At 44.7% G+C, this 26,312-nt stretch carries 27 protein-coding genes and 1 tRNA gene; 12 read left to right on the top strand and 16 right to left on the bottom strand.

Annotated elements, in window-relative coordinates:
• Nucleotides 1-120: 120 nt before the first annotated feature.
• Complete coding sequence (locus C3B52_RS15380) at nt 121-1,407, bottom strand: hypothetical protein (protein ID WP_103107183.1); 1,287 nt, start codon at nt 1,405-1,407, stop codon at nt 121-123.
• Nucleotides 1,408-1,912: 505 nt separating this feature from the next.
• Between C3B52_RS15380 and C3B52_RS15375 the strand changes: the two genes are divergently transcribed.
• Complete coding sequence (locus C3B52_RS15375) at nt 1,913-2,443, top strand: ECF transporter S component (RefSeq protein WP_103107181.1); 531 nt, start codon at nt 1,913-1,915, stop codon at nt 2,441-2,443.
• Nucleotides 2,444-2,578: 135 nt separating this feature from the next.
• Here the strand turns inward: C3B52_RS15375 and C3B52_RS15370 are convergent, their stop codons facing one another.
• The 3 genes from C3B52_RS15370 to C3B52_RS15360 all read right to left on the bottom strand — a co-directional run bounded on the left by C3B52_RS15370 (nt 2,579) and on the right by C3B52_RS15360 (nt 3,590).
• Entirely contained in the window at nt 2,579-2,875 is a 297-nt protein-coding gene (locus tag C3B52_RS15370; RefSeq protein ID WP_235615725.1) for a type II toxin-antitoxin system RelE/ParE family toxin, read from the bottom strand.
• Nucleotides 2,876-2,889: 14 nt separating this feature from the next.
• On the bottom strand, nt 2,890-3,153 hold the full coding sequence (locus tag C3B52_RS15365) for a type II toxin-antitoxin system Phd/YefM family antitoxin (RefSeq protein ID WP_103107177.1): 264 nt from the start codon (nt 3,151-3,153) through the stop codon (nt 2,890-2,892).
• A gap of 89 nt (nt 3,154-3,242) precedes the next feature.
• Nucleotides 3,243-3,590 carry a hypothetical protein gene (locus C3B52_RS15360; RefSeq protein WP_103107175.1) on the bottom strand — a complete coding sequence of 116 codons (348 nt, stop codon included), beginning with the start codon at nt 3,588-3,590 and terminating at the stop codon, nt 3,243-3,245.
• Between the two features lie 178 nt (nt 3,591-3,768).
• Between C3B52_RS15360 and C3B52_RS15355 the strand changes: the two genes are divergently transcribed.
• Complete coding sequence (locus C3B52_RS15355; protein WP_103107173.1) at nt 3,769-4,578, top strand: AraC family transcriptional regulator; 810 nt, start codon at nt 3,769-3,771, stop codon at nt 4,576-4,578.
• Nucleotides 4,579-4,655: 77 nt separating this feature from the next.
• Nucleotides 4,656-5,630, top strand: a complete 975-nt coding sequence (locus tag C3B52_RS15350) for a proline dehydrogenase family protein (RefSeq protein WP_103107171.1) — start codon at nt 4,656-4,658, stop codon at nt 5,628-5,630.
• 72 nt (nt 5,631-5,702) lie between these two features.
• Here the strand turns inward: C3B52_RS15350 and C3B52_RS15345 are convergent, their stop codons facing one another.
• The 5 genes from C3B52_RS15345 to C3B52_RS15325 all read right to left on the bottom strand — a co-directional run bounded on the left by C3B52_RS15345 (nt 5,703) and on the right by C3B52_RS15325 (nt 10,206).
• Entirely contained in the window at nt 5,703-6,602 is a 900-nt protein-coding gene (locus tag C3B52_RS15345) for a HAMP domain-containing sensor histidine kinase (RefSeq protein ID WP_235615724.1), read from the bottom strand.
• 169 nt (nt 6,603-6,771) lie between these two features.
• Nucleotides 6,772-7,470, bottom strand: a complete 699-nt coding sequence (locus C3B52_RS15340) for a response regulator transcription factor (protein WP_103107167.1) — start codon at nt 7,468-7,470, stop codon at nt 6,772-6,774.
• 135 nt (nt 7,471-7,605) lie between these two features.
• Nucleotides 7,606-8,169: a class I SAM-dependent methyltransferase gene (locus C3B52_RS15335; RefSeq protein ID WP_103107165.1), complete on the bottom strand. Its 564-nt coding sequence runs from the start codon at nt 8,167-8,169 to the stop codon at nt 7,606-7,608.
• A gap of 214 nt (nt 8,170-8,383) precedes the next feature.
• Nucleotides 8,384-9,199 (bottom strand): ABC transporter permease, encoded by an 816-nt coding sequence (locus C3B52_RS15330; protein ID WP_103107163.1) that lies wholly within the window; start codon nt 9,197-9,199, stop codon nt 8,384-8,386.
• Nucleotides 9,196-10,206 carry an ATP-binding cassette domain-containing protein gene (locus C3B52_RS15325; protein ID WP_103107161.1) on the bottom strand — a complete coding sequence of 337 codons (1,011 nt, stop codon included), beginning with the start codon at nt 10,204-10,206 and terminating at the stop codon, nt 9,196-9,198. Before C3B52_RS15325 ends, C3B52_RS15330 begins: the two co-directional genes overlap by 4 nt.
• A gap of 401 nt (nt 10,207-10,607) precedes the next feature.
• Between C3B52_RS15325 and C3B52_RS15320 the strand changes: the two genes are divergently transcribed.
• On the top strand, nt 10,608-10,877 hold the full coding sequence (locus C3B52_RS15320; protein WP_103107159.1) for a hypothetical protein: 270 nt from the start codon (nt 10,608-10,610) through the stop codon (nt 10,875-10,877).
• Between the two features lie 222 nt (nt 10,878-11,099).
• Nucleotides 11,100-11,516, top strand: coding sequence for a hypothetical protein (locus C3B52_RS15315; protein ID WP_103107157.1), 417 nt, complete (start codon nt 11,100-11,102; stop codon nt 11,514-11,516).
• 230 nt (nt 11,517-11,746) lie between these two features.
• Here the strand turns inward: C3B52_RS15315 and C3B52_RS15310 are convergent, their stop codons facing one another.
• Nucleotides 11,747-13,531, bottom strand: coding sequence for a helix-turn-helix transcriptional regulator (locus C3B52_RS15310; RefSeq protein ID WP_103107155.1), 1,785 nt, complete (start codon nt 13,529-13,531; stop codon nt 11,747-11,749).
• A 261-nt stretch (nt 13,532-13,792) separates the two neighbouring features.
• On the opposite strand from C3B52_RS15310, the gene C3B52_RS15305 reads away from it, so the two are divergent.
• From C3B52_RS15305 to C3B52_RS36460, 3 genes are all read left to right on the top strand, one after another.
• Nucleotides 13,793-15,967, top strand: a complete 2,175-nt coding sequence (locus C3B52_RS15305; protein WP_103107153.1) for a serine hydrolase domain-containing protein — start codon at nt 13,793-13,795, stop codon at nt 15,965-15,967.
• 76 nt (nt 15,968-16,043) lie between these two features.
• Complete coding sequence (locus tag C3B52_RS15300; RefSeq protein ID WP_103107151.1) at nt 16,044-16,127, top strand: YjcZ family sporulation protein; 84 nt, start codon at nt 16,044-16,046, stop codon at nt 16,125-16,127.
• Nucleotides 16,128-16,524: 397 nt separating this feature from the next.
• On the top strand, nt 16,525-16,794 hold the full coding sequence (locus tag C3B52_RS36460) for a hypothetical protein (protein WP_164684794.1): 270 nt from the start codon (nt 16,525-16,527) through the stop codon (nt 16,792-16,794).
• Nucleotides 16,795-17,271: 477 nt separating this feature from the next.
• On the opposite strand, the gene C3B52_RS15285 is transcribed toward C3B52_RS36460, so the two are convergent.
• Complete coding sequence (locus C3B52_RS15285) at nt 17,272-17,829, bottom strand: DUF1697 domain-containing protein (RefSeq protein ID WP_103107145.1); 558 nt, start codon at nt 17,827-17,829, stop codon at nt 17,272-17,274.
• A 99-nt stretch (nt 17,830-17,928) separates the two neighbouring features.
• Here C3B52_RS15285 and C3B52_RS36455 point away from each other — a divergent pair, with 99 nt between their 5' ends.
• The 3 genes from C3B52_RS36455 (at nt 17,929) to C3B52_RS38200 (ending at nt 20,114) form a co-directional block, all read left to right on the top strand.
• A complete protein-coding gene (locus C3B52_RS36455; protein WP_164684793.1) occupies nt 17,929-18,189 on the top strand; it encodes a hypothetical protein in 261 nt (86 codons plus the stop codon).
• 651 nt (nt 18,190-18,840) lie between these two features.
• Nucleotides 18,841-19,599, top strand: a complete 759-nt coding sequence (locus C3B52_RS15275) for a serine hydrolase (protein WP_103107143.1) — start codon at nt 18,841-18,843, stop codon at nt 19,597-19,599.
• Nucleotides 19,600-19,922: 323 nt separating this feature from the next.
• Entirely contained in the window at nt 19,923-20,114 is a 192-nt protein-coding gene (locus tag C3B52_RS38200) for a tyrosine-type recombinase/integrase (RefSeq protein ID WP_164684792.1), read from the top strand.
• A gap of 234 nt (nt 20,115-20,348) precedes the next feature.
• Here the strand turns inward: C3B52_RS38200 and C3B52_RS15260 are convergent, their stop codons facing one another.
• The 4 genes from C3B52_RS15260 to C3B52_RS15245 all read right to left on the bottom strand — a co-directional run bounded on the left by C3B52_RS15260 (nt 20,349) and on the right by C3B52_RS15245 (nt 24,549).
• The gene (locus C3B52_RS15260; protein WP_103107139.1) at nt 20,349-20,948 is read right to left on the bottom strand and encodes a hypothetical protein; all 600 of its coding nucleotides are present in this window, start codon (nt 20,946-20,948) and stop codon (nt 20,349-20,351) included.
• 225 nt (nt 20,949-21,173) lie between these two features.
• Nucleotides 21,174-21,524 carry an SET domain-containing protein gene (locus C3B52_RS15255; RefSeq protein WP_103107137.1) on the bottom strand — a complete coding sequence of 117 codons (351 nt, stop codon included), beginning with the start codon at nt 21,522-21,524 and terminating at the stop codon, nt 21,174-21,176.
• Nucleotides 21,525-21,680: 156 nt separating this feature from the next.
• Nucleotides 21,681-21,756 (bottom strand) — tRNA-Ala (locus C3B52_RS15250).
• Between the two features lie 168 nt (nt 21,757-21,924).
• Nucleotides 21,925-24,549, bottom strand: coding sequence for an Ig-like domain-containing protein (locus C3B52_RS15245; protein WP_103107135.1), 2,625 nt, complete (start codon nt 24,547-24,549; stop codon nt 21,925-21,927).
• A gap of 206 nt (nt 24,550-24,755) precedes the next feature.
• Between C3B52_RS15245 and C3B52_RS15240 the strand changes: the two genes are divergently transcribed.
• Entirely contained in the window at nt 24,756-25,397 is a 642-nt protein-coding gene (locus C3B52_RS15240) for a YdcF family protein (protein ID WP_103107133.1), read from the top strand.
• Here C3B52_RS15240 and dnaI read toward each other — a convergent pair.
• Nucleotides 25,365-26,306 (bottom strand): primosomal protein DnaI, encoded by a 942-nt coding sequence (gene dnaI / locus C3B52_RS15235; protein WP_103107131.1) that lies wholly within the window; start codon nt 26,304-26,306, stop codon nt 25,365-25,367. The two genes, C3B52_RS15240 and dnaI, sit on opposite strands and share 33 nt — an antisense overlap.
• Between the last annotated feature and the right edge of the window lie 6 nt (nt 26,307-26,312).

Genomic DNA, 26,312 nt, shown 5'->3' with positions numbered 1-26,312 from the left:
ACTATGAGATGGCTTTTTTACAGTAGTATTTTATCATGAGGCCTAGATGATGACTTACATCCAGGTGCAACGCCAAAAAAGCCCAAGCAATTTCACCTGGACTCAACTTTTCTATGGCTATCAATATATTTCATAGAGGAGCTCGCTGTCCATTTCAAGCGTTTCGGCAAAAACGACGTAAATGAACAGGTGACCAGCCGGGGTATCGCCTGCATCGTACCCCAAGCAAAATGAACCGTCTTTTTCAAATACAAGCTCGGATAAAACCAGCTCGGTCACATCTTCGTCAGGATGTGCACTAGCAATCTGTTCCAGCGCTCGTTCGCTCAGCTCATCAAAACGCTGCCATGCGTTTTTAATTACGGGTGACAGCCTTTTCATCTCATCTTCGGTAGAGGCAGCTGTTCTCACAAAAAGCTCTCTCCCTTTAAAAACTAGCGTGGAGGCATAGGTAGAAAGCGCGACATCATATGTAAAAGTCCCGGTCTCCTCAAGCGTATGAGGTGGCCAAGTAATGAGGTTATTGGAGTGATCCAGTGTTTCCAGCTTTGGATTCTGACTTGTATCCAGCTTAGCGATTTTATTTTCTGAGCAATACAGCTCGGCTAAATGCGCATTGTGGCTGAGATCCAATTCTCTGATGTGATTATGGAAGCATCTCAAGCTTTCCAAGGCGGGATTTGCTGTGACATCCAAATGGGTAAGATGATTGTGATTGCAGCGGATTTCCGTCAATAGCGAGCAGTTCTTTATGTTCAAACTGATTAAATAATTGTTTGCACATTCCAAATAAGTCAGCTGTTTATTTTGATCCAAATGTAAGTCAAACAAGGAATTGTAGCCGCAGTTCAGCTCTCTTAGATGCGGATTCTGATCTACCGGCAGTTCCGAAATGATATTCCAATAGCAGTCGAGCTTGGCGAGCATGGTGTTCTGACTGACGTCCAGCTTACGAATCCGGTTAAAGCCGCAATCAACGATTTCCAGCTTCCCATTGTTTGACAAATCCAAGGAATGAATTTCGTTTTTGTTGCAGTTAAGCTCCTTCAGCAGCGGGTTGCGACTGACCTCTAGCTGGGTCAGCTCATTGTATCGGCAAGACAGCTTTTCCAACTTTGGATGATTACTCGTGTGCAGAAACGTCAATTTGTTTCCGGCGCAGTCCAGCACCTTCAAATGTATATTTTGACTCATATCGAGCTCGGTCAAGCTGTTGAACGAGCAATCCAGCTCTTCAAGCGAAACGAAATGCTCAATCCCTTTCAAACTGGAAAATCGCTGGTTGGCAAGCTGCAGTGATGTGATGCGATCCACGTCACTTGTCTGAATCTGATCACGATTTTCGCAATAAGTCTCCAATATGTAAGCTTGGAAGCGTTCATCGATGAAATCTTGTGTGATATTCACGGAGCTCCTCCTTTTGGGTACTAAAACGTATTTATACAGGCATTTAACTGCTGACGCTCCCGAATCCTTGCGACGCTTCCAAGCCTGGTAACGCTCCATGATAACTGGCTCAATAATCTGATAATTTTCGATCGAATCTTTTACATGATAAATTGTCGGCAAGCCTGCCTTTAATGACGTTAACGATGCATACCTCTTTTGTCACCGTAATGACCAAATGCCGATAATCCTTAAAAGTCTTTCTCTGCTTGGTCAATACCGTCTCTATCTTGTCCACTCTGTCACCTCGCCGCCCTTTTTGGGAATACTGTCCATAGTAGGAAGCTACTTGCATATTTCTTCAAGCTTAATTATAGGTCTCACTGCTGAAAAGGACAGGGGTCTTTTTACCTGCTTTCATAGGCGATTTGGAAACATCTTACTCTCGTAAATAAATAGTAGAATGCGTATTTATTAAGTACCTGTTTCCGAGTATGATAATAGAAAAAAAGAAAGAGGCTTGCATATGGATTCGACATTCTCATCGAGAAAAACATCGAGAACAAAAACCATCGTCATCAATGCACTTTTTATCGCTTTTACCCTCGCAGCCACCATGTTCATCAACATCAGGCTGCCGATCATGGGGAACGGGGGTCTCATCCATCTGGGTAACGTGCCTCTGTTTATCGCAGCTTTTGTTTATGGCAGAAAAACGGGAGCCATCGCAGGCGCTTTTGGAATGGCCCTCTTCGACCTTCTCTCAGGGTGGACAGCATGGGCACCGTTTACGTTTGTCATCGTAGGCGCAATGGGTTATGTAGCTGGGCTCATCGCGGAAAAGATGCCTGGAAAAAGCGTACTCGCTTACTCACTGGCAATTGTAGTTGCACTTATTATTAAAATCGTTGGCTATTATTTTGTCGAAGTTATTCTCTACAGCAACTGGATTCAGCCATTCGGCTCCATTCCAGGAAACTTTCTTCAGGTCGTCGTAGCGGGGATTATTGTATTGCCGCTTGCAGGGCGGTTGAAGAAGATCGTTGGGCAGTTGTAGGGGCACTGTTCCTTAGATAAAAATGAAAAAATCGCTCAGGGGACGATTCGTTCTCCTGGGCGATTTTTTTCTGTTGGGGTTATTAGAAGCCATGAAGGATACATGAGTGATGAAGAATGTGGTATACCCCCAAAATTACAGCAAGTGATTCCACTCCCGTTTACCATATAAAATCCTAACAATCGTAACTAACATGTTGTTTTCAGAAACCATGTAAAAAACAATATATTTTTCCACAACAAGCTTCCTAATTTTTTGATTGGCTAGTCGCTCATCACTGACAATTGCATATCGAAATGGTAATTGCTCCAGCTCTCCAATAGCTTCCGCCAGCTTTGCCATCAGATTTTTAGCCACTGTCGGCTCTTTTAATTCATGTGCAATATAGTCAGCAATTCCAAGTAAATCTGCCTCTGCTGGTTCAGTAATCACGATGCTGTACTTCTTCACTCTGAGAGTCTCTTCTGAATTCCATTTATGACTTCATGAAAGGACTTTACTTTATTTTCTTTAGCTGCATCAATACCCTCATCAAGAAGCTTGTAAAGCTCAAATTTACCTATGAGTCTTTCATATGTTTCAATACTCATTACCGCCAAATCACCTTTGCCATTTTTTGTGATGTAAACAGGCTCTGAATATTTGTGGCAAAAATCAGAAATTTCATTGTAGTTATTTCTCAAGTCCGAACTAGGTCTAATCGTAGGCATAAAAATCGCCTCCCCGAATGATATATCGTTATTATATCATAATAACGATATATCATTCAAGTTCTAGCGAAGAACTGCGCAGCTTTCGCTTAGCGACTATACGCCCCATCCCAGACAACTCGGCGATAGCCCTGCGGGTCTGTATCACCCTCAGTGTTGATGAGAAGAACCTGAGAGGTATGGTCCAGTCCCAGCGCTTCCCTGATTCCAGACAGCTGCTCGTCTTCCATAATCGCCCGCAGCATCCCGGCCGTCACTGCTCCAGACTCTCCAGACACGACTCGCGCATCATCCCCTAGCGGATTGCCGAGAAGTCGCATCCCGTCTGCCGCTACATAATCCGGGCAGGAGATAAACATGTCGCTGTACTTCCAAAGAAGCTCCCACGCCATCGGGTTGGGCTCACCGCACGCCAGTCCAGCCATAATCGTGTCCATTGCACCTGTAACGACACGCGGCTTGCCGTCCCCTGCCAGTGCGGAACGATAAAGGCAATCGGCTTTTCGATTCCTTGAGATCCTGCTTCGCTTGGATATAAGGTGTCATTGTTTTTAATGAAAAAGTACATTTATAATGGATAGGATTCTTGATTATGTAGTACCGAGGAGCTATAGCATGCCAGATGTAATCTTTTACCGAGACGATGCTTTGCCTTTCCTTGAAGCAAAATATTGCACAAGAAGTGATCTCACATACCAGAAGCATTTTCATGAGGAATATTCAATCGGCTTGATTGATGAAGGAGAAACGAGTGCCTGGTGTGACGGAACGATGTATCAGGTAGAAGCGGGTAAAGTAATCAGTTTCCCACCGCATATGCTGCACGCTTGTCATCCGATGTCTCTCACCAGTTGGAGATACAAGATGTTGTTCATTAAGCAGGATTGGCTGAAGCAGCTTGGGCCGAGAGAGCTCGAACAGCTTCGCATCCCGTTTTTGCTAGAAGGAGAGAAGAATCAATATTGTCAGCGACTCATCAATCAGGTAATGGACTCTCTCTCCTTAGGAGAAGAACCATTGGTATTGGAATCCGCGGTCGTTGAATTGATTCATGCTCTCGTCAACTCGGATTCAGACGATTTGGAGCATTCAGCCCGCAATAGTCATGAGCAAAAGTACATCGGACGAATTTTAGAGTATTTACATGCTCACTATACCGAAAGAGTCATGCTTGAGGAGTTGGAAAAGGCGGTGGGAATTAGCAGATTCCATCTCATCCGTCTGTTCAAGAAAGGTACTCATGTGCCTCCTCATGCTTACCAGAACCTGCTACGGATCAATCACGCCAAGGCCGAGCTTGCAAAAAGCCGTCCGATTGCGGATATTGCCGCGGAAACGGGTTTCTATGACCAGAGCCATTTTTCAAGAGCATTCACCAAAATTGTTGGGGTTACGCCTCAGCGATATGCTTCATCATCGCGATAGAATAGAGCAATAAATTACAATACACTCCCCCCGTTCACTTGTATACTCATGGACAATGAAGGAGGGGGAGATTTCTTATGAACCATGAACAAGATTGGGAGCAAAGATTGACTGATACCCTAAAATCGGTGGCTAGACGCCCAGACATCAAGTCATATGTGGAGAAAACTCCTTGGCTGAATAGCCTGTTGCAGCGCGCTGCCGGACAGTACGTGGCAGGTAAAGACCGTCAAGACGGGCATAAGGTAGCACGCAGGCTTGCCGAAGAGGGATACAGAACTTCGCTAGAATTTATAGGTGAAAACACATCAGATGTGAAGATGTGTCAGGCTGCTGCAGAAGAAATGAAATCACTTATTCGCGAGTTGGGTGAATTCGGTAACCGTGTTTCATTCGACCTGTCACATATCGGTTTGTCAGTAGAGACAGATCTTGCTTACCGTAACTTCATGAAGCTGGCCGAAGAAGCACAGTCAGCTAACGTAGAGTTGTTTATTAGCATGGAGGAGTCCGCCAAAACAGATCGAATTTTGGACGTGTATCGTCAGGCCGTTTCCCACTATCCGAATATCGGCATAACCCTGCAGGCGCATTTAAACCGCACACCGCTGGATTTGGCTGCCTTAGGTGATTCGCCTCGCCGCATTCGGATCGTCAAAGGGGCTTATCAAGAACCAGCGGAGTATGCCATGTCCCGATCGGCAGCACTGGACGAGCGTTATCTGTCGCTGGTCCAAGACGCAATCCATCGAGGTCATCGCGTATCAATCGCGACACATGATGAGCGTATTATCAACGAGGCAATCCATCTCGGGTTGCTCGATTCCGGGAACGCCGAGTTCGAAATGCTTTACGGCATCCGTCCGGAGCTTAGCGCAAAGCTGCAATCCGCTGGCTATCCGGTTCGTATCTACGTAACCTATGGGCATGAATGGTTTTTATACCTGTGCCATCGGATCGCCGAATATCCTCCGAATCTGTATGGGGCCGTTGTGGCCATGGCAAGTGATGAGGCTGTCGAACCTTATCAAGCGTATGTGAGAACAACCTAGGATAAAACAGGAAATCGCTCCGTCCACACCTTTGCGACTGAGCGATTTTTTATAATTGATGGCTTGCAATGGCTACATTCTGGCCAGTTCAATAAAAAAAGTAAAATGACCATTTTGATGGTTTAACCCGATACGCCCCCCATGCAGCTCGACGATGTTTCTGGCAATGGACAGTCCCATGCCCGCACCGGGAGGCCCCTGCTTTTCGTTTCTGGAGGGATCAGCCTTATAAAACCGCTCGAATAGTAGCATTTCCTGCTCTTCTGATATCGGATTACTCCAATTTTCAACCGCAAAATGAATATGCTGCTCATCGGCTGTCAGTCGTACTTTGATTTCACCAGGCTTTATTGAAAACTTAAGCGCGTTTATGAGCAGATTATCGATAGCACGTACCATTTTTTCCGCATCGACATAACCATAAATCGGCGTCTGATCCCGAATGGTACGAACCGTAAGCGCATTTTCCTGGGCAATCGGCTCGAATTCATTGATGATCTGCTCCAACAAAGCGTTCCAATCCAATTTCGTAAAAGAAAGATTCGCCGCCCCGCTTGTTAATCGCGTGTATTCAAACAAGTCGTCGATCAGCTTCTTCAGCTGTTGCGATTTGTTGTAGGCATTATGAATATAGCGCTTATGTTCTTCGAGATTCTGGTAATTATCATTCTTCAACAAGTTCAAATAGCCAATGATGCTCGTTAAAGGCGTACGTAGATCATGAGAAACATTCGTTATCAGTTCCATTTTCGAATTTTCGATTTTGCGTTCCCGATTTATTTTTTCCTGTAATTGCTCAGCCATATAATTGATGCTTTTGGCGACTTCTCCAAGCTCATCCTCGTTGGACACTGGCAGCCGATAATCCAGATTCCCGCCCGCTATGGTTAATAGCCCCTCGGCAAGCGTGCGTAAATAACGAACGATATGTCGTGTCAGTAGGAAAAAGAAGAATAAAAACGTGACGATCATAAAAATCAAGTCTCCAACCGTTCCCAAAAATCTGGGATCGAGGGAGAAATAAGCAAGAATCCAGGATAAAGCCGCCATATAGAAAAAGCTTAGAAGAGCGGCCCAAAACATTCGGACACGGATATTCTTTCTCCCTGTTAGCATAGAGAGGAACCTTTTGTACGACTGCTTATTCAACTTTATACCCCACTCCCCATACCGTTTTGATATACCTGGGCTCTCGCGGGTTGTCTTCAATTTTTTCCCGTATGTTGCGGATATGAACCATGATGGTGTTATCGGATAAATATTTGTCCTCTTTCCACACGCTTTGGTAGATCCTTTCCACATTGAACACCTGCCCGCGATGGCTAGCCAGCAGCTCCAGAATCGAAAACTCTAGTGGAGTGAGCGATACTTCTTTCCTGCTCACTGTCACAACATGGCGTCGTTTATCTATGATCAGATCGTTGATTTCAATGATCCCACTGTCGGACGTGGACTTTCCGTAGCTCTCTTCGGCCAGCTTCTGCCTGCGTAGCTGCGCCTTCACCCTGGCGATCAGCTCCAGCGGATTAAACGGCTTGGAAACATAATCGTCAGCTCCCGTCGTCAGCCCGGTTATTTTATCGATATCCTCGCCTTTTGCGGAAAGCATAATGATCGGAATGTTAGACGTTTCACGGATTTTAAAACACGCTTTAATCCCGTCGAGATTCGGCATCATCACATCCAGAATGATCAGATCGATTCCTTCGCGGTTCAAAATTTGCAAGGCTTGCAAGCCGTCCTCCGCCTCAAATATAGTAAACCCTTCATTCCGCAAAAAAATATGAACCACATCGCGAATTTCCGGATCATCATCAACGACAAGCACTTTGTGAGTCAAGCTCTATCACTCCCTTGCAAGTTTTGCTTCGGCCAGCCATCGAAGACATGGTAGGACGAGCATCTGGAAAATAATGACTTACCCCTAATGCAAAGCTACCACAAATTATGAATAGTGTCTCTGCCTGCTTCGCCGTTACCGTTTGCGACAGACGTATACAAATGCCGGCGGAATATTCAATGGTACGTAATGAATCTCCTCGATCTCGAACAGGCCGCTTAGCTGTTTTTTCATCTGCTGTGAGTATTGGAAGGCGATGAATAATCCGCCCGGTCTCAGTGAGATTACGATTTGCTCCATGAGCCGATCACGTAGCTGCTGTGGGAAATTGAAAAACGGCAGTCCGCTCAAAATGCAGTCTAGATGATCCATTCCTTCGTTTTGAAGTGCATCCTGTAGGTAACACGCATCAGGGTAACAGGTATAGTCATGGAATCGTTCTGCTAATTTGTTGCGCAGCAGAGTATCCTTTTCAAAAAGCAGCACCTTTGCATTTTCAGTGTTGGTAGCTTTGATATATTTAGTAATGGCACCCGTGCCTGCCCCCAGCTCTGCAATATGCCGGGCCTGATTCCACTTCACAGGCTCGAGCATTTTCTTGGCCAAAAAGATTGAGCTCGGTGTAAGGCTGCCGATTTGTTTAGGTGCACATGAAAATTTGTATAGAAACAATAGCTTTTCTAGGATATTTTCTAGCATAAGTTTCCCTCCCCCAGATGGTATCCTTATGCTAAGAAATATTTCTTCGGAACGAGCAAAGGAATTTCTGAAGTATTTCTGAAGATGAGCTGGCGGCGGGGGCAATCATTAAAAACAGGCAATTAAGCGAAGCTCAACTGGGTGTTATTCGATCTTCATCCAACAAAAAACGGCATCTCTGCCGTTTTTGTCGTTGCTTCATAAGAATGAAATTTTAAGTACGGCGCATATATGCACGTACTGTGAGTGGCGCGAAGACAGCCACAATAACTGCAGCACTTACAAGAGAAATAATAAACTCGAAGCCTATCATGCCGCTATTCGTCAGTTCACGGACGGCGCTGACCAAATGGGAGATCGGGTTGATATTTACAAACCACTGGAGCCAATTCGGCATTGTTTCCACTGGTACGAATGCATTGGAGAGAAAGGTGAGCGGAAACAGTACGATCATGGAAATTCCTTGTACGCTTGAGGCGGTACGAGCAATGACACCGAAAAAGGCAAAAATCCAGCTAACTGCCCACGAGCAGGTAATGACAAGCAGCGCGGCGATCGCGACGAATCCCAGGCCGCCAGCAGGATGATAGCCCATGATATATCCCATCACAAAGGTGAGCACGGTAGCAATGGTATATCGCACTGTGTCTGCGAGGAGGGCTCCGGCCAATGGCGCGATGCGGGCGATCGGTAGCGATTTGAACCGGTCGAACACGCCTTTATCCATGTCCTCACGGAGCTGGACGCCCGTGACGATAGAAGTGCCGATGACAGTCTGCACGAGGATACCAGGAATGATGATCGGCAAGTAGCTTTCTACATTTCCTGAAATAGCGCCGCCAAATATATACGTAAACATCAACGTAAACAGAATAGGCTGAAGCGTGACATCAAACAATTGCTCGGGAGTGCGCCGGATCTTCAGCAATCCCCGGTAGGCCATCGTCAGCGAGTTGCGAAGCGTTTGACCGAAACCCGCATGATTTTTTAATGGACGGTCAAATTCTCGTCCCAAGGATGTGCTTTTCATACTCTGGCTTCCTCCATTCTGTTCGCTTGTTCGGAAGATTGCGGCACATTCTCGGTTGCATCGTTCCCCGTGATCGTTAAGAATACTTCATCCAAGGTCGGCTTCTGCACACTGATCTCGGCGAGCTTAATTCCCCGGGTGCGCAAAGCGATTAGCAAATCCGTTACCTGATCGGCGTTTGCCATTGGTGCCGTGATCTTGCCGGCTTCTGCAGTTATACTGGAACGAACATCGAGCACCTTCTCCACGATTTCCCTAGCATCCGCGATATCCTGAGTATGATGGACGCGCAAATGTAGCGCTGAAGTCCCGACGGATGCTTTCAATTCATCCACCGTACCCTCTGCAACGACACGGCCCCGATCGATCACCGCGATCCGGTCTGCCAATTGGTCTGCTTCATCGAGGTATTGTGTGGTGAGCAGCACGGTCGACCCTGTCACCACCAAGCGACGAATCGTATCCCACATCTGCGAACGCGTTCGCGGGTCCAGCCCAGTCGTCGGTTCGTCGAGGAAAATGAGCGGTGGCTGCGCGATGAGACTAGCTGCCAAATCCAGCCGGCGGCGCATACCTCCAGAGAACTGCTTCAGCGGACGCTTCGCGGCTTCAGTCAAACCGAATTCCTCCAGCAAATCCGTTGCCTTGCGCCGTGCCTCAGAGCGACTCAGTCCGAGCAGTCGGGAGAAAATAATCAGGTTCTCCGTAGCGCTAAGCGACTCATCCACCGAGGCATATTGCCCCGTCACTCCAATCAACTGCCGTACGATATGCGACTCCTTCACCACATCATGCCCGAAAATGCGTGCCTCCCCGGCATCTGGTCGGAGCAGTGTCGCTAACATGCTAATTGTCGTTGTTTTCCCCGCTCCATTGGGTCCGAGAACGCCGTAAATCGAACCGGCGCGTACGTTCAAATCCACACCGTCTACAGCACGATTGCTCCCGAATGTTTTTACAAGCCCACGGGCTTCTACTGCCCATTCATTGCTATGCCCATTGTTCATTCTGGCCTCTCCTTACTCACTGTTTATTTGATATGGATACAATAACTTGCGGATTTAAACTGAATGTAAACTGGCTGATATTTTTCCATTTTAGGGCTTTTTGGTTGGTACTAACACCTACATGAGAAGGGGGAGGGAATCAGTCTGGAGGCGGATGAACGTCGGTCGGCATTTCGAATGCTGCAACCAAATGAGTTAACTTTCGTTAGCAGACAGTATCAAAGGCGTGACGTATGTTAGAGGTGCCCGTTGTAAAAACTTTCTTATCCGTTGATGGAACGCCGTGTGCGATGAAAGTCGCCCGCACGGTGTAGGCTCGAACGAAACCCTTGTTAAAAGAAAAGGGATAAGTCGAGAATAGCGAACCACCAGCAACTGCTAGCATTATAAGTGGAGGTGACTTGAATATCATTACTATTCGTTTTGATAAAGCTTTATCCGCCGAAACACTTGCTAAGCAAAAAGTGGTAAAATCGTTTGGATATGCGGATGAAGAATGGAGCGGTGTTTCTGTGCAATTCATAATGTGGGATAATTCTAATCCCAGCAACCCACTGCTCTTCATTAAAACCGATTTTTCAGGTGAGTTTCCTGAAGGAAGGTTTGTTACCTTTATTGATGGAGCAATAAAGGATATTCACGGAAATGTGATTACTCGAACTACACCGTAAAAAGCTATATCCATCGACGGCCCTCGGGATTCCCGGGGGTTATTTTTAGCGTAGGGAGTACGGCGTTGAAGACTCTCTCCTTGTTTGACATATCGCGAGGGAATTGGAAATAATTGCACAAAAGGTGAAATGTTAACTTTTTGTAACTGTTTTTAAGTTTCTGATGAATTAACATTTTCTTATTGAAGATGAAATTCTCTTATAAGACTAGGGGTACAACTTATGAGAAAACGAACTGGGTATATCAGTGTGGCAATACTACTTGTTGTTCTCATGATTTTTTACTCTATTTATCAGTCTCCCATTCAAGTAGTAAAAACAGCAATCCAAAGCGTTAAAAACGGTTCTAATATAAATCTAAATCTTAGGCCTGAGGATGTTGCGAAGATCAACTCATTTTTCTCATCTGTAAATGACAATCGACTTGGTAAACTTGAGGTAACATATAATGAAGTAGGAATTTCAAATAACCAGACTCAAGTAATCGCAGACTTTCAAGTAGTTGTATACAAGGAGGATAATTCAGTAAATAAAATTTTCGGTGGAAATCTTCTGTTTTCCCTACATAAAAGCTCGCTCCTCCACTGGAAAATCGAACATGTTGATATCGGTCAGAACATAGAGGAAGTGAAGTCATAGCTAAAGCCATCGTTATCATTAGCTTACTGGGAATCGTTATTTCAATAATAACAGAAGTCAATCTAAGACTTTATTTTCAAACATCTATGTTCATGAAAAAAAGACCGTTTCAAAAGAAAAATACTTTCGAAAAGGTCTTTTTGTTAGTTTGAGCATAATAGGATTGTATCGAGTCGCTTACTGCCAATTATTTCAAGTAATCACAAGGTTTTCTCCCGTCTTTTTGTCTTCTATAGAATACTCTCGTTTCTCGCCAGTTCAATCGCTTCTTCCCGGTTGCTGACACCGAGCTTCGAGTAAAGAGTGGAACAGTAATTCCGTATCGTTCCCTCCGATAAATATAGTTTGGTGGCAATCGATTTGTAACGAAGCCCATCCGATAAAAGCTGTAAAATTTCCCTTTCTCGTTTCGTCAATCCATACGGATCATTCGGGCTGTACTTCTCTAACTGCTCACGTTGGCGCTTCATCGATTCGAATAAGCGTGTGGCGATCGACTGATCAAGCCACGTTCCCCCGCTATAGATGAGCTTCATCGCTTCCATCATCTCTTTTGGACGAGTAGACTTCAGCATATATCCTTCCGCCCCATGCTCCAGTGCTGTTGCTGCCTGTACCGAATCCTCAAACGTTGTCATGATCACAATCTTCATGTTCGGCCAGCGTTCTTTCATTTGAAGGAAGGTCGCAAGTCCGTTCATCCCTTGCATGTGCACGTCCATTAACACGATATCCGGCTGGTGTCGCTCACATTGTTCTAATGCCTCTTGCCCATCACTAGCTGTACCAACAACAATAAAATTGTCCTGCTGGTTTAAGATTTGCTGTAAGCTGTCGGCAATCATCACCTGATCGTCAACAATAAGTAGGCGAATACTTCCCTGTCCAGCTTCTACCTGTATGGGAACATTACAAATGACAACGGTTCCTTGCCCTGATTGTGAATGAACGGACAGCGTACCTAGCAGTTGCTCAAGCCGTTCCTTCATTCCCTTTAGTCCTAAACCGAATTCGATGGATTCTATTCCGTTGCCATTATCTTCGATTTGTAAACGGAGTTGCTGACTTTCGAAATACAGATCAACAGATATCACACTTGCTTGGCCGTGACGAACCGCATTTGTGAGCGATTCTTGCAAGCAACGATATAGACAAAAGCTCATTTTTTGCATAACGAGCGTCTCACTGCCGATCACACGGAAGTTGACCGTTACACCTGTTGACTTCATAAATTCTTCTGTCAGTTCCAATAGTACCTCACTTAACGATTGGTTCAACCGCGCATCAGAGAGCTGATGAAAATGCTTTCTGATATCATCCAAGCTGTCTTGTGCTATTGAGACAAGTTTGTCGACTCGTTCGATTTGTGAATCAGGAACCGAGGATCGGAGTGATTCAACGCCCACAATCAGCGAGGTTAGCGAATGCCCAATTGTGTCATGCAACTCATGTGACAGCCGATTACGTTCCTCGATCAGTGTAAGCTCCTCGATTTGCTTAATATGCTGCTCCAATAATTGCTTCTGTTCTTGAATGATGCGGCCTTGCTTATGCGACTCAATCAATATGCTAAAAGCCATACCGATCGCAAAACCAAAGCTGCAACTAAACATGAATTCGTACGGAAGACGATTGGTAATCAACCCGTTCAAAGCCGGAAAAATAATCCCACTAGAGATTCCCGTCCACATATATGTTCTGCGACTGCTGGCCACACCAATAATGATCACCAATAAAACGAAAGACCAAGTCAATGCAGGCGCTACATAGGCCACAAATAGATAAAAACAGCCTGTCATTAAGACTTCGACTGCCAGATACCAATTTTCTTTTCGATATTGAACAATCAATGGAATGGCATAAACCAAAAAGGCAATAAGGATGATGACTCCGAACGGAACGTCTATCATTGCTGGATACATAACATCCGCTATGACGATGATCCCTAGCCAAATCGTTCGTAAGGCAAAAATCACCCAATTGTACCAAAACCATTTTTTTATCATGAATAACATTTGTCTTGTACTCCTGCTCATTTGAATGGTAAGGAAATTCCCGAATGTTTCTGACTCATCATGCCTCACCAATTCCCGATTCGTCAAGCAGAAATGCGTCATGTCATACAGCCTCTATGACATTCTATCATGTCGCAAATATGATGGGTTGGCATGATGTCATCTAAAGATAAAACGGTTTTGTCACTATGTGATTTTACAGCCCTGAAAATAAGGTGGATGTGTGAGACAACACATTTCAACTTACAGGAGCGATGAGAAATGAAACCATTCCACATGCAAAAAGGAGCGTCCCTTACGTTATCTGCCTTATTGATAGGAACGCTGATACTTCCTACTTACGGTTGTGCGGAGGCAGGTGTGGACCAGACAATCACGCAACAAAAGGAAACGGATCATGCCAAAATAAAAGAAGCGATTGATAAAGCTGCGGCCAGCGAAAACATTCCAGGTGTCCTCTTTGCAGTAAAGAAGGGAAATGATTTCTGGTCGTATGCTTCCGGCGAAGCGAATATAGAAAGTAAGAAACCGATGGAAGCCGACTATTCATTTCGAATCGGGAGTATAACGAAATCGTTCGTCGGTGTAGTGACCCTGCAGCTAGCTGAGGAAAAGAAGCTAAGCCTCGATGACTCGTTGGAAAAATGGCTCCCAGGTGTCGTCCAAGGAAACGGATATGATGGTAACAAAATTACGATTCGTCAGTTATTAAATCATTCGAGTGGAGTGGCAGACTACTTAGATAGTGAACTCAAGGAAAGTATAATTCAGAACTCCACTCAAACGTTTACAGCAGAACAACTCATTTCTCGCGCAATAAAGCACACACCGACCACGGGTGGCTATTCGAATACGAATACAGTGCTGATGAAACTCGTTATCCAAAAGGTCACAGGAGAAACGGTTGCCGAACAAATCAGAAAACGAGTGATTGAGCCGCTTCAACTAACAGAAACGTTTTTCCCGGAAAACTCTCAATCCATTCCGAAAAACAGTCCGAATGGATACTTTAACAATGCCGGTACATTAATGGATATAACTGACCTTAACCCTTCGTTTGCAGACGCAGCAGGGGCTATGATCTCGACTACGAAAGATTTAACAACGTTCTTTAGCTCTTTATTGGGCGGAAAATTGTTAACACCTGAGATGCAGAAAGAAATGTTAACCACTGTTTCTAATCCACACGGGAAATTCGGACTCGGTATTCAGGAAGTAACATTGCCGGATGGCACTACCATATGGGGTCATCAAGGCGGCATTCCTGGATTCACCAACTTCGCAGGTGGAACAAAAGACGGCGAGCACGTGATCGCGATGAGTATCAATGCATTAGGAGATACTGTTTCTCATATGGAGAACATCCAGATGACTGAATTCTCGGGACAAGCCAAGCAACCATCCACCCCGGATCAAGCAGCTCAAAAACAGGGGGAAGAAATGAAGGACTTCATTGATCAGAAAGCAAAAGTCGAAGGAGTCCCTGGAATAATTGCTGCTGGGTTAAGAGACGGAGAATACTGGTCTTATGCAGCGGGTGTAGCCAACCTCGATCATAAAAATCCGATGGAGCCAGACTTTACTTTCCGTATTGGCAGTGTCACAAAGGCGTTTGTTGCTACCCTTGTCTTACAGTTGGCTCAGGAGAAAAAGCTGAATCTGGATGACTCTGTAGAAAAATGGCTCCCAGGTGTGGTAAAGGGCAATGGGTATGACGGCAACAAAATCACGATTCGTCAGTTATTGAACCAAACGAGCGGGATTGCAAGCTATACGAGTACAGACATGCGGTACGCTACCTCATTCCCTCAATATACCGTTAATGACCTTGTACGTATGGGACTGGCTAAGCCGCCAGTATTTCAACCAGGGGCAGGCTTTGACTATTCGAATACAAATACCGTACTGGCTGGTCTTGTTATTCAAAAGGTGACAGGAGAAACGTACGATGTGCAGATGAAGAAACGAATCCTCGACCCGCTTCAGATGACAAATACATCCTTTAGTGGTAGTAATCCAAAAATCCCTGGCCAGCATGCCACAGGCTATAGCATGAACCGGGCAGGGAAACTGTTTGATTTCACAGAGTATAATCCTTCATTCGCGAATGCTGCGGGGGAAATGATTTCGACAGGGAAAGATTTGACCACCTTTTTTAGTGCGCTTTTGAGTGGGAAATTATTAAATGACGAGATGATGAAGCAAATGACAACAGGTGTGGAATCGCCTTTTGGCAAATATGGACTGGGAATCTATGAGGTGACACTGCCGAACGGAAAGACCTATTGGGCTCATGGAGGCGGCATTCATGGGTTTGAAACGTTAGCGGGTGGTACCTTAGGCGGGAAGGATATTTTGGTGACGAACATCAATGCGGTCGGTCCAGAACCTGTCATCGCTAATCAAGCCATGTTCGAAAAGGAATTTAGCCGTTGAGTTAAACAGGAAAATGATAGAAGGCTCATACCTTAATTTGGAGGTTATCCTCAATCAAAATTAAGGAGTGACATTAATGGGCGCTGGCTTTTTTGATGACTTTTCTTTAATTTTGGTTCTCTTCGTCCTGTTAGTAATTGTTACTTGCAGTTGTGATTAATTTGTCTATGTTTATGGGCGGCTTTATAAGCTGCCCTTTTTACATAATTGCCCTTTAAACTTGTCGCTAATTTGGATAAGCCTTATTTAATTGAATTTGCGCACCAATTAACACATTTGCGTTTACCATAGGCTCGTATCAGTTGCCAAGCTTCCCCCATTTGCATTCTCTATACCATGCAGTGATAAGCGAGGTGATTCATATTCGAGAGCTGACGTAGTAGTGATTCAATTTTGACGTATCAGAGTCGCTGACGTACGGAGGCGAATTATATGCACCGTTCGCATCATTGGAAGTTCCGAACCCAACAACCAATTTTTAATGGTCGATTGACATGTAGGTCGTCACAAAAACATCAAATATAGTAGTTCTGAGCGTATAAAAGGAGGTGCCGGAAATGGCGGCACAAAAAGGTATTACAACTACGGCGAGAAGAGTGTCCTTAGCAATGCAAAGAAAGAATCGTAGAAAAGCAGTTCAATTAATCAACAGAATTGTTGTAGTCAAAACGATATTTGATACATTTATCGGCTGTCTACTCAGTGTCGGACCAAATGGTTTTCGCGTTCGGGTCTACACTGGTAGCAATGAGACGTTCACCATCATTACCATTCCGATAAATTTCGTTATAAACCTCTTTCCTTTCCCTTGCAATTGCCGCTGCTAGGTTCAAAGCCCCAGCCCAACGGGGCTTATACATATTCCCTTTCTTTTTTCGATCCCCTATATTCAACTTGAGCATTGTATTAATCACATCTCCCTTCTCTACATGGTATTATTTGGATGAGGTGATTTTCTTGAAGCATGTTATCGGTATAATAGCTGTTTACTTGAATCCACTGCTATCCATTTGGTTTTTTGTGAATTTAATCTCGATTATTAAGAAAGTGGTCAAAGAGGAAAAGTATACATTCAACCTTTTAGTAGGCTCTATGATTCTCGCATGGTTAGTTTTTTCATTCACTTTCCTTATCATGACATCTTAGGCTCTTTACATCATTTAGCTTGTGTTATGGCAACCATCCTCTAAAAATCGCGAAAGCCCTTGATTTCTCAAGGGTTTCAAAGTCTTTCATATAACGGATCATAATAGGATTGTATTGACTCAAAAAAGGATTCATCTCCTATATGATGAAGTCCACATTCATCCCATCCATTGTTTTTCTGCTGCCAGCATAAGCTCATATATTTTACGTGTCGTATTTACATTCCTGATCGTCATCTGCTTATACAATTTCGTACCAACCAACTTTGTCATGCTGCCTTTCGTCACGTTTATTTTGTCAATCGCCCATAGAATCGCACCTGGAGCATACTTCACCGTTTCGATCTCCGGTTTGAAGGTCAGCTGATCGAGAATGGATTCGTCATTGATATCTTCCCATAAAAAAAGGACGTCGCTCCTCATTTTATCATCGTTTGTCCATGATTCGGGAAGTGAGGACATTACTTTCTTCATGTCTTCTAAACTAAGCACCAGGACCTTGATATGCAATCCGAAGGTATTCAGAATAGCTTTTTCAAGAATTTGCGCTATATCATTTTTGGAGTGTTCGGTGGTTGTAAAAATAATATTTCCCGAATTGATATAAGTTACAACGTTTTTCATTCCAGCTTGCTCGAATGATTTTTTAAGTATTTTCATATCTACTTTGTTTTTTCCGCCGACATTGATCCCGCGGAGCAGAGCAGTATAGACCATAATTACCTCCTGGATTGGTATAATTTCAGAAGGAAGTTATTTATCCTTGAGTATCAATGTTAACAGAAAATACCTGCAAAACATATCAATCTAGAAAAAATGTCAGTACTGTCCCAGTATAGTCAGGTGCACAATGAGGCGATGGTAGAACAATGCGAAGTGCTATCTGGAATTTTTGCCAAACTTGGAAGCGTTAGCAATGTACCAAAAGAAATAGACCGCCCTAGCAAAGGTCTGCGGTCTACTGTGCCGGGAGTCGTGTTACAGTACGGCTCCGTCTTTACAACTACCAATATAGGACATGACAAAACGCAGCCTGTATTTCGGCTGCGTTGTACGTTTATCTATGGTGAAGCATAGCGGGATCGAACCGCTGACCTCTACACTGCCAGTGAAAATAATTCAGAAATTGAATCCGAGTCAATCTTTAAAACCCTTGATTTTCAATAGTTTTTCTCGTTCGTATCCGAGTGAGTTTTTGGGATAGAAAAACCCCCAAATTACTTTGGAGGCGTGCAGTGATATGAGGTTCTTGGTGTGTGTTTATTATGTGCTAATGCTGATATTTGTATCCATCGTATTCTATGGTTTTTCTCATCAACAATTAGCCAATTCCTTGCTAAGACGTGGTAATTTTGATGAACTGCAGGATGGGGGGGACCCCCTGCACATACGAACATGCAAATACTTATTTTGTAAAAAATAGGAATATGATACTATGTGAAAAAGGATGGAGTTAGCTATGAAATTCGGAATGAAGAAGCCAAGTTAAAGAGAAGGATTTCTGCTAGGACTAGCCTTAAACAGCAGATTTTTCATCGTACTAGGATGAAAATGCCTCGTGGGGGGATGGTTTAGGAACCCAAAAAAGTACGCATACAACAAGGTGTACCAGCGAACAACGTTTGATATTTTCTCGCTAATTAAGAAGTTGTTCAAATAAACAGCTCCTTTCGTAATGAAATAAATATGTAAGAGTGTATAATATGAAAACGTAGTAGGTGAATATAAGTGAGTAAAGTAATTGATAAACTTGAAGAAATAGATATTGGCGAAGTAGGAATAAAAATATATTCCACCAAAGAACAAAGTCAAAAAACTTCCTTAAATAGTGAACTAATAGTCCCTCTTGCATCAGTATCAAAAGTAGTTATAGCATTTTGTGTAGCAAAATGGGTAGATGAAGAATTCATTAAATGGGATGACTTAGTTGAAGAAGTCTCATTTGATCCAAAAGAAGATAGCAACGAACTATATCCTCATCTTCAAAAAAGAAATTCGCTTCCTTTAAGGGAGGCGGTTGAAGTAATGATTGCTTGTCACGATAGCTGTGTTGCTAAATGTGTTGTAAACTTTTGTGGTGGATGGGAAAAGTTAAACAAGTCCATCCAATCTTATTATCCGACAATAAATGTTACAGAAAACCCAAGAGATATTGAAAACAAGGCCCAGCTAAACCAAATGCTTGAACTAATGATACATATCTTCCAAGGGTATAAAACACAACCTCTTCTTTGGACACCAATCATAAATGGACTGGTTAGACAAAAGGGAGATATAAAACAAATTCCAACACACCATCTAAACCATATGACAGGTGGCTTAAAAAATATTGTTGTTGATATCGGAATAATCGGTGATTTCAATGAAAATCCTTATATTTTTGCATTAGGCGCTATTAATTTACCTGATAGATTTAACAATCAGGATGCTGACAACAAGATTATTGAAGCTATGAATTTGCTTTATGCTGAATATTTAAGACAGTAAGCATCTATAGGAGCGTTAACGGAATAAAGGACCACAGCTGTTCCCTCAATGGAATGGCTGTTCCTTTATACGACACTCAGAAATTTTTGAGCAGTCCTCAATATGTTGTTTCGCGCCCTGAACGTAGTCCATGTTGTATATCATCCTAACTTCAACCGTAACGCATGTTCGTTTTTTGTGCAAAAAAATGAACGTGCCGGGTATATCTGACACGTCATGAATTACTGTATCTGTAGTTTTTCGGTTGCTCGGTCAAGTAACGTAAAGACTTACCAGGGATCGACATGAACGAACACCTACGGTAAGAGAAAATCCACAAAAACGTGACCCTTCACGAGCTGCGTCACAGTTATGCACCATACCTGCTTTTCAAAGATTACTCTCTGAAAGAGATCCAGGAGCTACTTGGCAACTCGAATATCCGGATCACAGGAGAACTGTATACACACTTCCTTTCGGAAATGAACAAAAGAGCTGCAGTCGCGGTCAGTGGGTTGAAGAAAGGTGTAAAATAATCCGTCCCCAATTCGTCCCCAACTGACCTAAAAGGTCATATCCTCTGGTTGGCTGCCATCCCCTAAAATGACGAAAACCCCTGATTTCTCAAGGGTTTTAATGTCTATCATATGGTGGAGCATAGCGGAATCGAACCGCTGACCTCTACACTGCCAGTGTAGCGCTCTCCAACCGTGGGTGCAGTACTTCGTTAGGTCTTGTGTTATTACTGTATGTGTTTAATTTTTGAATACTTATAACAAATTAGAGATAACATTTACTATTTGTTCAGCTCGGTAGGTCGCTAATGCTGGATTCGAAGCATATGCAGCAAAGTTGTGGATTAAAAAGTCACTAATTCGCCCTACTAGAGCAGCAGCTGCAATTGTTCCAGCTTGACCGATACTTGCCATAACTGTGCCTTCCAAATAACCACCAACGGCCTGAGCGGTTGTGAGTGGCATTCTTCTCATAATAGCTACAGCAGCTCTCAACGAAATCCATGCAATACGTGCTCTTTGTTGTATTTGTACACCTGAAACATCACTATAGAAAGCCGGTCGTTGTCTAGTTTCATTCTCCATTTGGACAAAAATCTGGTACAAAGCGTTGTGCGCCTCTTCTTCTGTCGGTCTTTTTCCAGGTCCTTTACCAGGTCCTTTGCCACGTTGTGATGGATGATATTGATATGGAAAGGGATCATACCCATAAGGTTGATAATACGGGGTTTGAGGGGAATACCAACTATAATAAGATGAAGAAGGGTAAGGGTATCCTATATATCTTGACCTATAATCTTGCACTTGATCGTCAATTCTGTAAAACTCGTCGCTGAACGACTCTTCGTGGTTCATCCAGAAGTCCTCCTCCAATGTTATCTGCTTTCCATAAAGTACAGTGTTAAACTATGCACATAACTAGGAGGCGGCGCTTGCCCGCAAAAGAAATGGGTGTTTGTCTAATTTCGCGTTCCCCTGAGTATAAGAGCCACAACGATAATTAGAGGATACAAAGCTGCTCAACCACGAAAAGGGTACAATCTACACCCATATTTCTCCGTTTTTCAAAAAATGAGTTAATCACTCCCATACAAAAGCATTTGGGTGCCATCCATAATCTATTGTAATCTCTTGACCTGCCTGAATATTTTCTAATGCCTGAAACACGATGCACATGTCATCTATCCTTGTATAATAAGTAGCATTTGGATGATAGGAATGGTTATATAAGGAGCCGCACCCCAATGCAATCGCTGTCTCATTACTTCCCCAGCTAAAGCTGTAATTGATTAAGACGGTATTGAAAATGTACGGTATTTCATTCTGTGGAATCACGATAACCGGAGATCGCTCAATGATTGTGCCTTGTTTTATATTCTTTGCGGCAATTACTCCCCTGCCCTTTCCTTCAATGTATTCTATCCTGAGCATGCAGCACTCTCCTCGATATTTTAAATGCTACATATCATATTCATTTGATGTTGGGATTGTTTTTTCATGTAACCAGGAAAAGGAAGTTGATATCGTATCCATTTATCAAAATAAAAAAACACAGCCTGCTAATAGGCTGCGTTGATTGTTATTATATGGTGGAGCATAGCGGGATCGAACCGCTGACCTCTACACTGCCAGTGTAGCGCTCTCCCAGCTGAGCTAATGCCCCATATTGTCCTTCCAGCGTTTACCGCCTCAGTGAATTAAGTATAGCATAACGCCCTATTACACTGCAAGAAAAAATACCTAAAAACCCCCCCGTTCCCAGCAAAAAAGCCAACCGACACAATCACCGGTTGGCTCCTTCTTTTAACCCATGCAAGCTTGTCTAGCTTCCCTACTTCACAGTCACCACGATCGGTGTTTTCTTGCCGCCGTAGGACACGTAAATCGTCGCCTTACCCGCTCCTGTCGCCTTGATCACTCCGTCCTTCACATCCGCAACGAGCAGACGTGAGGTGGTCCAGAGAGCCGGCTTGGTGACATTCGCTTCGGAGCCGTCCATGTAGGTAGCAATCGCGCTCACCTGCTTGACTTCCCCTTTGCTCATCACGAGCTGGACAACATCGGTTTTCAAGTATTTCAATGTATCGACATCTACAGGGATGGATACGGTCTTGTCATTGTATTTCGCAGTGACAGTGGATTTCCCGTAGGCACGTCCGGTAATTTGTCCTTTGGATACGTCTGCTACCTTGTAGTTGCTCGTTTTCCAATCAGCCATACCTGTTACATTCATCGTACGTCCGTCGGAGAAGGTCGCGGTCAGCACTACATTCACAGTACTTCCTGTCTTGGTAGAAACAAAGCGTCGGTCTGCCTCCAGCTTGGTTACAATGCCGACTTCAACCGGAATGCTGATGGATTTTCCGCCGTATTTGGCTGTAATTGTCGCACGTCCGGCGGTGAGTGCCTTCACTGTACCATTCGTCACATCAGCAACCTTGAGGTTAGTTGAGGTCCACTCCGCATCCTTGGTTACATTGCTTGTAGCGTTAGCGGCGTCTGTTGCCGTGAGCTTGATATCTGCTGTCTCACCTACGTTTAAGATCAGCATTTTTGGATCTACAGACAGGGTTGATGCTTGGTCGACCTCTACTGCGATCGTGACGGTTTTGCCGTCGAAGCTAGCGGTAATGGTCGTTTTCCCTGATCCAACCGCTGTAATATTTCCTTGGTTCACTTCAGCGACAGCAGCAGAAGCTGTAGTCCAGGTCGCATCCGCACTTACTTCTTTGGTCGTATTATTTGCATAGGTAGCAGTCAGTTTTACTTTTTCGGTCTCATCCTTGGTCATGACGAGCTTTTTCTTGTCTACCGTCAAGGACTGCATCACGCCAACCGATACCGGGATGGAGATCGTGCGTGTGCCGTAGGTAGCTGTTACGGTTGCTGCACCAGTGGAAACCCCTGTGATCAGTCCTTGACGAACAGTCGCGACTGCAGGAGCGCTAGAAGTCCAAACGACTTTTTGCGTCACATTTTCACTTGGCGTATTTGCATCTGGATACGTAGCTGTTACCGTTACTTGCTTCACATCGCCGATTTGCAGTGCGACCTTGGTTACGTCTGCTGTCAGGCTTTGAGGAACGTCTACGTCCACGATGAGTGTCGCGGTTTTTCCACCGTATTTAGCTGACAGCGTAGCAGTACCAGCCTTGTAGGCCGAGATTTTGTTACCACCAGCAAACACGATGTCTGCATTGTCCGAGGACCACTCCAGCTTGTCCGTGATGATCTCGGTTGTTCCATTTGCATATGTTGCTTTTACCGTCACACCGTTTGCATCGCCAATCGTTTTGGTCTCTCCGCTTTTCATCGTCAGGTAAGCAGGTACGATATCCAGCGCACGTGGCACTTCTACGTCAACATGCACTTGAACCGATTTGTTTCCGTACTTGGCTGTGATGACAGCCTCACCAGAAGCTACGGCGAAAATCTTGCCGTTGCTGTAATACGCGACACTTTCACGATCCGAGGACCATTCTGCCTTGTCGTTTACTATGGTTGGCGTTCCACCGTTCGCATACGTAGCTTTCAGTTCAACTTCTTGATCCTTGCCCACTTTCAGGAACATGTTTTGTGGGGTTACTTCGAGCTTTTGTGTTGTATCTACATCTACTTTGATCGTAGCCGTTTTTGTTCCGTATTTTGCTGTAATCGTAGCTGTACCCGCTCCGTACGCGGTGATCTTCCCTTTGAGTGCATCTGCGACCGCCGGGTTGTCTGAGGACCATTCTGCTTTTGCTGCTACATCTTTATCCTCGGTGCCATCCGGGAAAATGGCACGCAGCGTGATGATTTCACTTTTCAGCTGCTCATTGCCTAGAAGCAAAGACACCTGAGTTTTGCTAGGCTCGAGTCTGTGGGCAATCTCGACGCTGACCGGAATGCTCGTTGTCTTGCTGCCGAACTTTGCCGTTACCGTAGCCGTACCGGAGCTGAGTCCCGTAACTTTACCGTTAATGACTGCTGCGACAGCCGTATTGTCAACCGTCCAGTCTGCTTTGGTAGTAACCTCTTCCGGGTCTCCTTCACTGTAAATCGCAGTCAGCTTAACGTCCTTTGAATCGCCGATACGAACATTCAAATTCTGTTGATCCAAAGTCAGTGCTTTCACTTTTTTCGTAACAGTGACACTTACAACGACGGACTTACTCATATATTCTGCCGTCACGACAGTTGTCCCTACTTTTTTCGCCGTAATTTGTCCTGCATACACCGAAGCAATCTCCGGGTTTTGACTGGACCAATTTGTCTTGACTCCAACGTCTTCCGTTTTCCCGCTCACATAAATAGCTGTTGCGGTCAATAGAGCGGAATCTCCATTCTCCAAGGTCACTTCATTCTTGGAAAGAACTAGGCGGCTGATTTCCTCGGCAGCCAATCCTTTCCCTGCGTTTCCGGTTCCTACGAATAGTAGGACGGCCAGAAACAAGAGCATCGTTTTTTTCCAGAACATTGCTAGCCTCCCTCGCAAGTATGTAATTTGCTGTTTTTCGAAACCATTCCACCCTTACTATATCGGCTACTCAGGGAATTAATTTACTAGTTTTTTATGTCAGGTGTGTGTCAAGCCCTGTAACTACGCGGATTTTCAATCGTCTATATAGGTAGCATGACGTAAACGATTCTGGAAAAATGCTTTGAACAAGGGAGAAGACAAAATTGAGTCAAACACATAAACTATCGAAAAAAAGCATACTACGAAGATTACTTGTTTGCCTTGCTCTCGTCATCGCAATCGGGCTCTCGTGGTCAGGCTACTGCTGGTATCAGATCGAGCAAACCTTGCAAAAGGCCGTTCCAGCGCATGCTGACGTCGGCATTGTGCTGGGGGCAGCTGTCTGGGGAGAAAAGCCAAGTCCAAGTCTAAAAGAGCGTTTGAATCAGGCACTCATACTCTATCAAGAAGGGTATGTACCCTATCTATTGGTATCGGGCGGTTTAGGCGAAGGCAAAAAAATAACAGAAGCAGCTGTCATGCGAGACTACTTAATCGAGCATGGCGTCCCAGCAGACAAAATCCTGCTAGAGTCGCAGTCTACCAGTACATACGAAAACCTGCTGTATAGCCAGCAGGTCATGGAAGCTCACCATATGCGTGATGCACTCGTCATCAGCCACGACTACCATCTCGCTCGCGCAGTAGTCATGGCCGATTCTTTAGGAATATCTGTTTCGCCAGTTGGAGTTCGGTCCAAGGTCTTGTTTGGACCCTACCATCGATCACGCGAGGTACTGGCACTCACTCACTGGGAATTCTCTCGCTTTTTATCAACTACTCTCCACACGGTGATTCTTGCGTAGAATCTCATATACCTCAACGAAATGGCGGATGCGCTCCATAATGCGTGCCGCCTTTGTTCGTTCGATACGGTTGCCATTAGAGATGGACAGATGCTCCTCCAGCTCTTCCAGCGAGTAGTTGGAGGTGAACAGCGTCGGTAGATGATTGTTCGCACGCTGGTTTAAAATCACGCCCAAAATCTCGTCGCGTACCCATGGCGTCAGGTTTTCCGCACCGATATCATCGAGGATGAGGACAGGAACCTCCTTGAGCAGCTCCAGCTTTCCTACATACGATTGATCGGAAATCGAGTCCTTCATCTCGCGAATAAAATCAGGAACATAAACCAACAGCGAGGCAATATGGCTCAAGGAAAGCTGATGCGCAATCGCTCCCATCAGATAGCTTTTGCCGACACCAAATGGACCGTGGAGATACAAGCCCTTGACCCGCTCGCCTGCCTCCACCTGATTGCAAAACTGAATTGCTGCCGCAACAGCTGCCCGATTGCCCATATCGTGCTCCAGCTTGTCAAAGCTCGCAGTCATCGTTTCTTCCGATGCATAATAGCTGCGCATCAAGCGTCTGCGCTTCAGATCCTCTTCATGCGACAATTGCTTTTTACAGGGAGCAATGGCGCTCACAATCGTACTATTGACGCGATCGAGCTGTGTCCGGTGTCCTTTTACCAGATTGGGGCAATTCTCAAGCCCTGGGCAGCGCTCGCACCAGTATTGCTCCTTTACCGCCGTATATACATTGGAGAGAGAGCGCAAATAGTCATCTCGGCTCATCTCCGGATGCTCCTGTGCAAATGCCTGCAAGTAAGCACTGGAACGAAACATCTTATCCAGCTGCTCATCAGGCGACAAAATTTGGCGTGGTGTCCGTTTGCTTAGCTCTTTCATAAAATCACCGATGGATTCCATCTAGCA

Origin of the sequence: Brevibacillus reuszeri (assembly GCF_002897295.1) — a bacterium.
Taxonomy (GTDB): Bacteria; Bacillota; Bacilli; order Brevibacillales; family Brevibacillaceae; genus Brevibacillus; species Brevibacillus reuszeri_A.
This window is presented reverse-complemented; position numbering and strand designations above follow the sequence as displayed.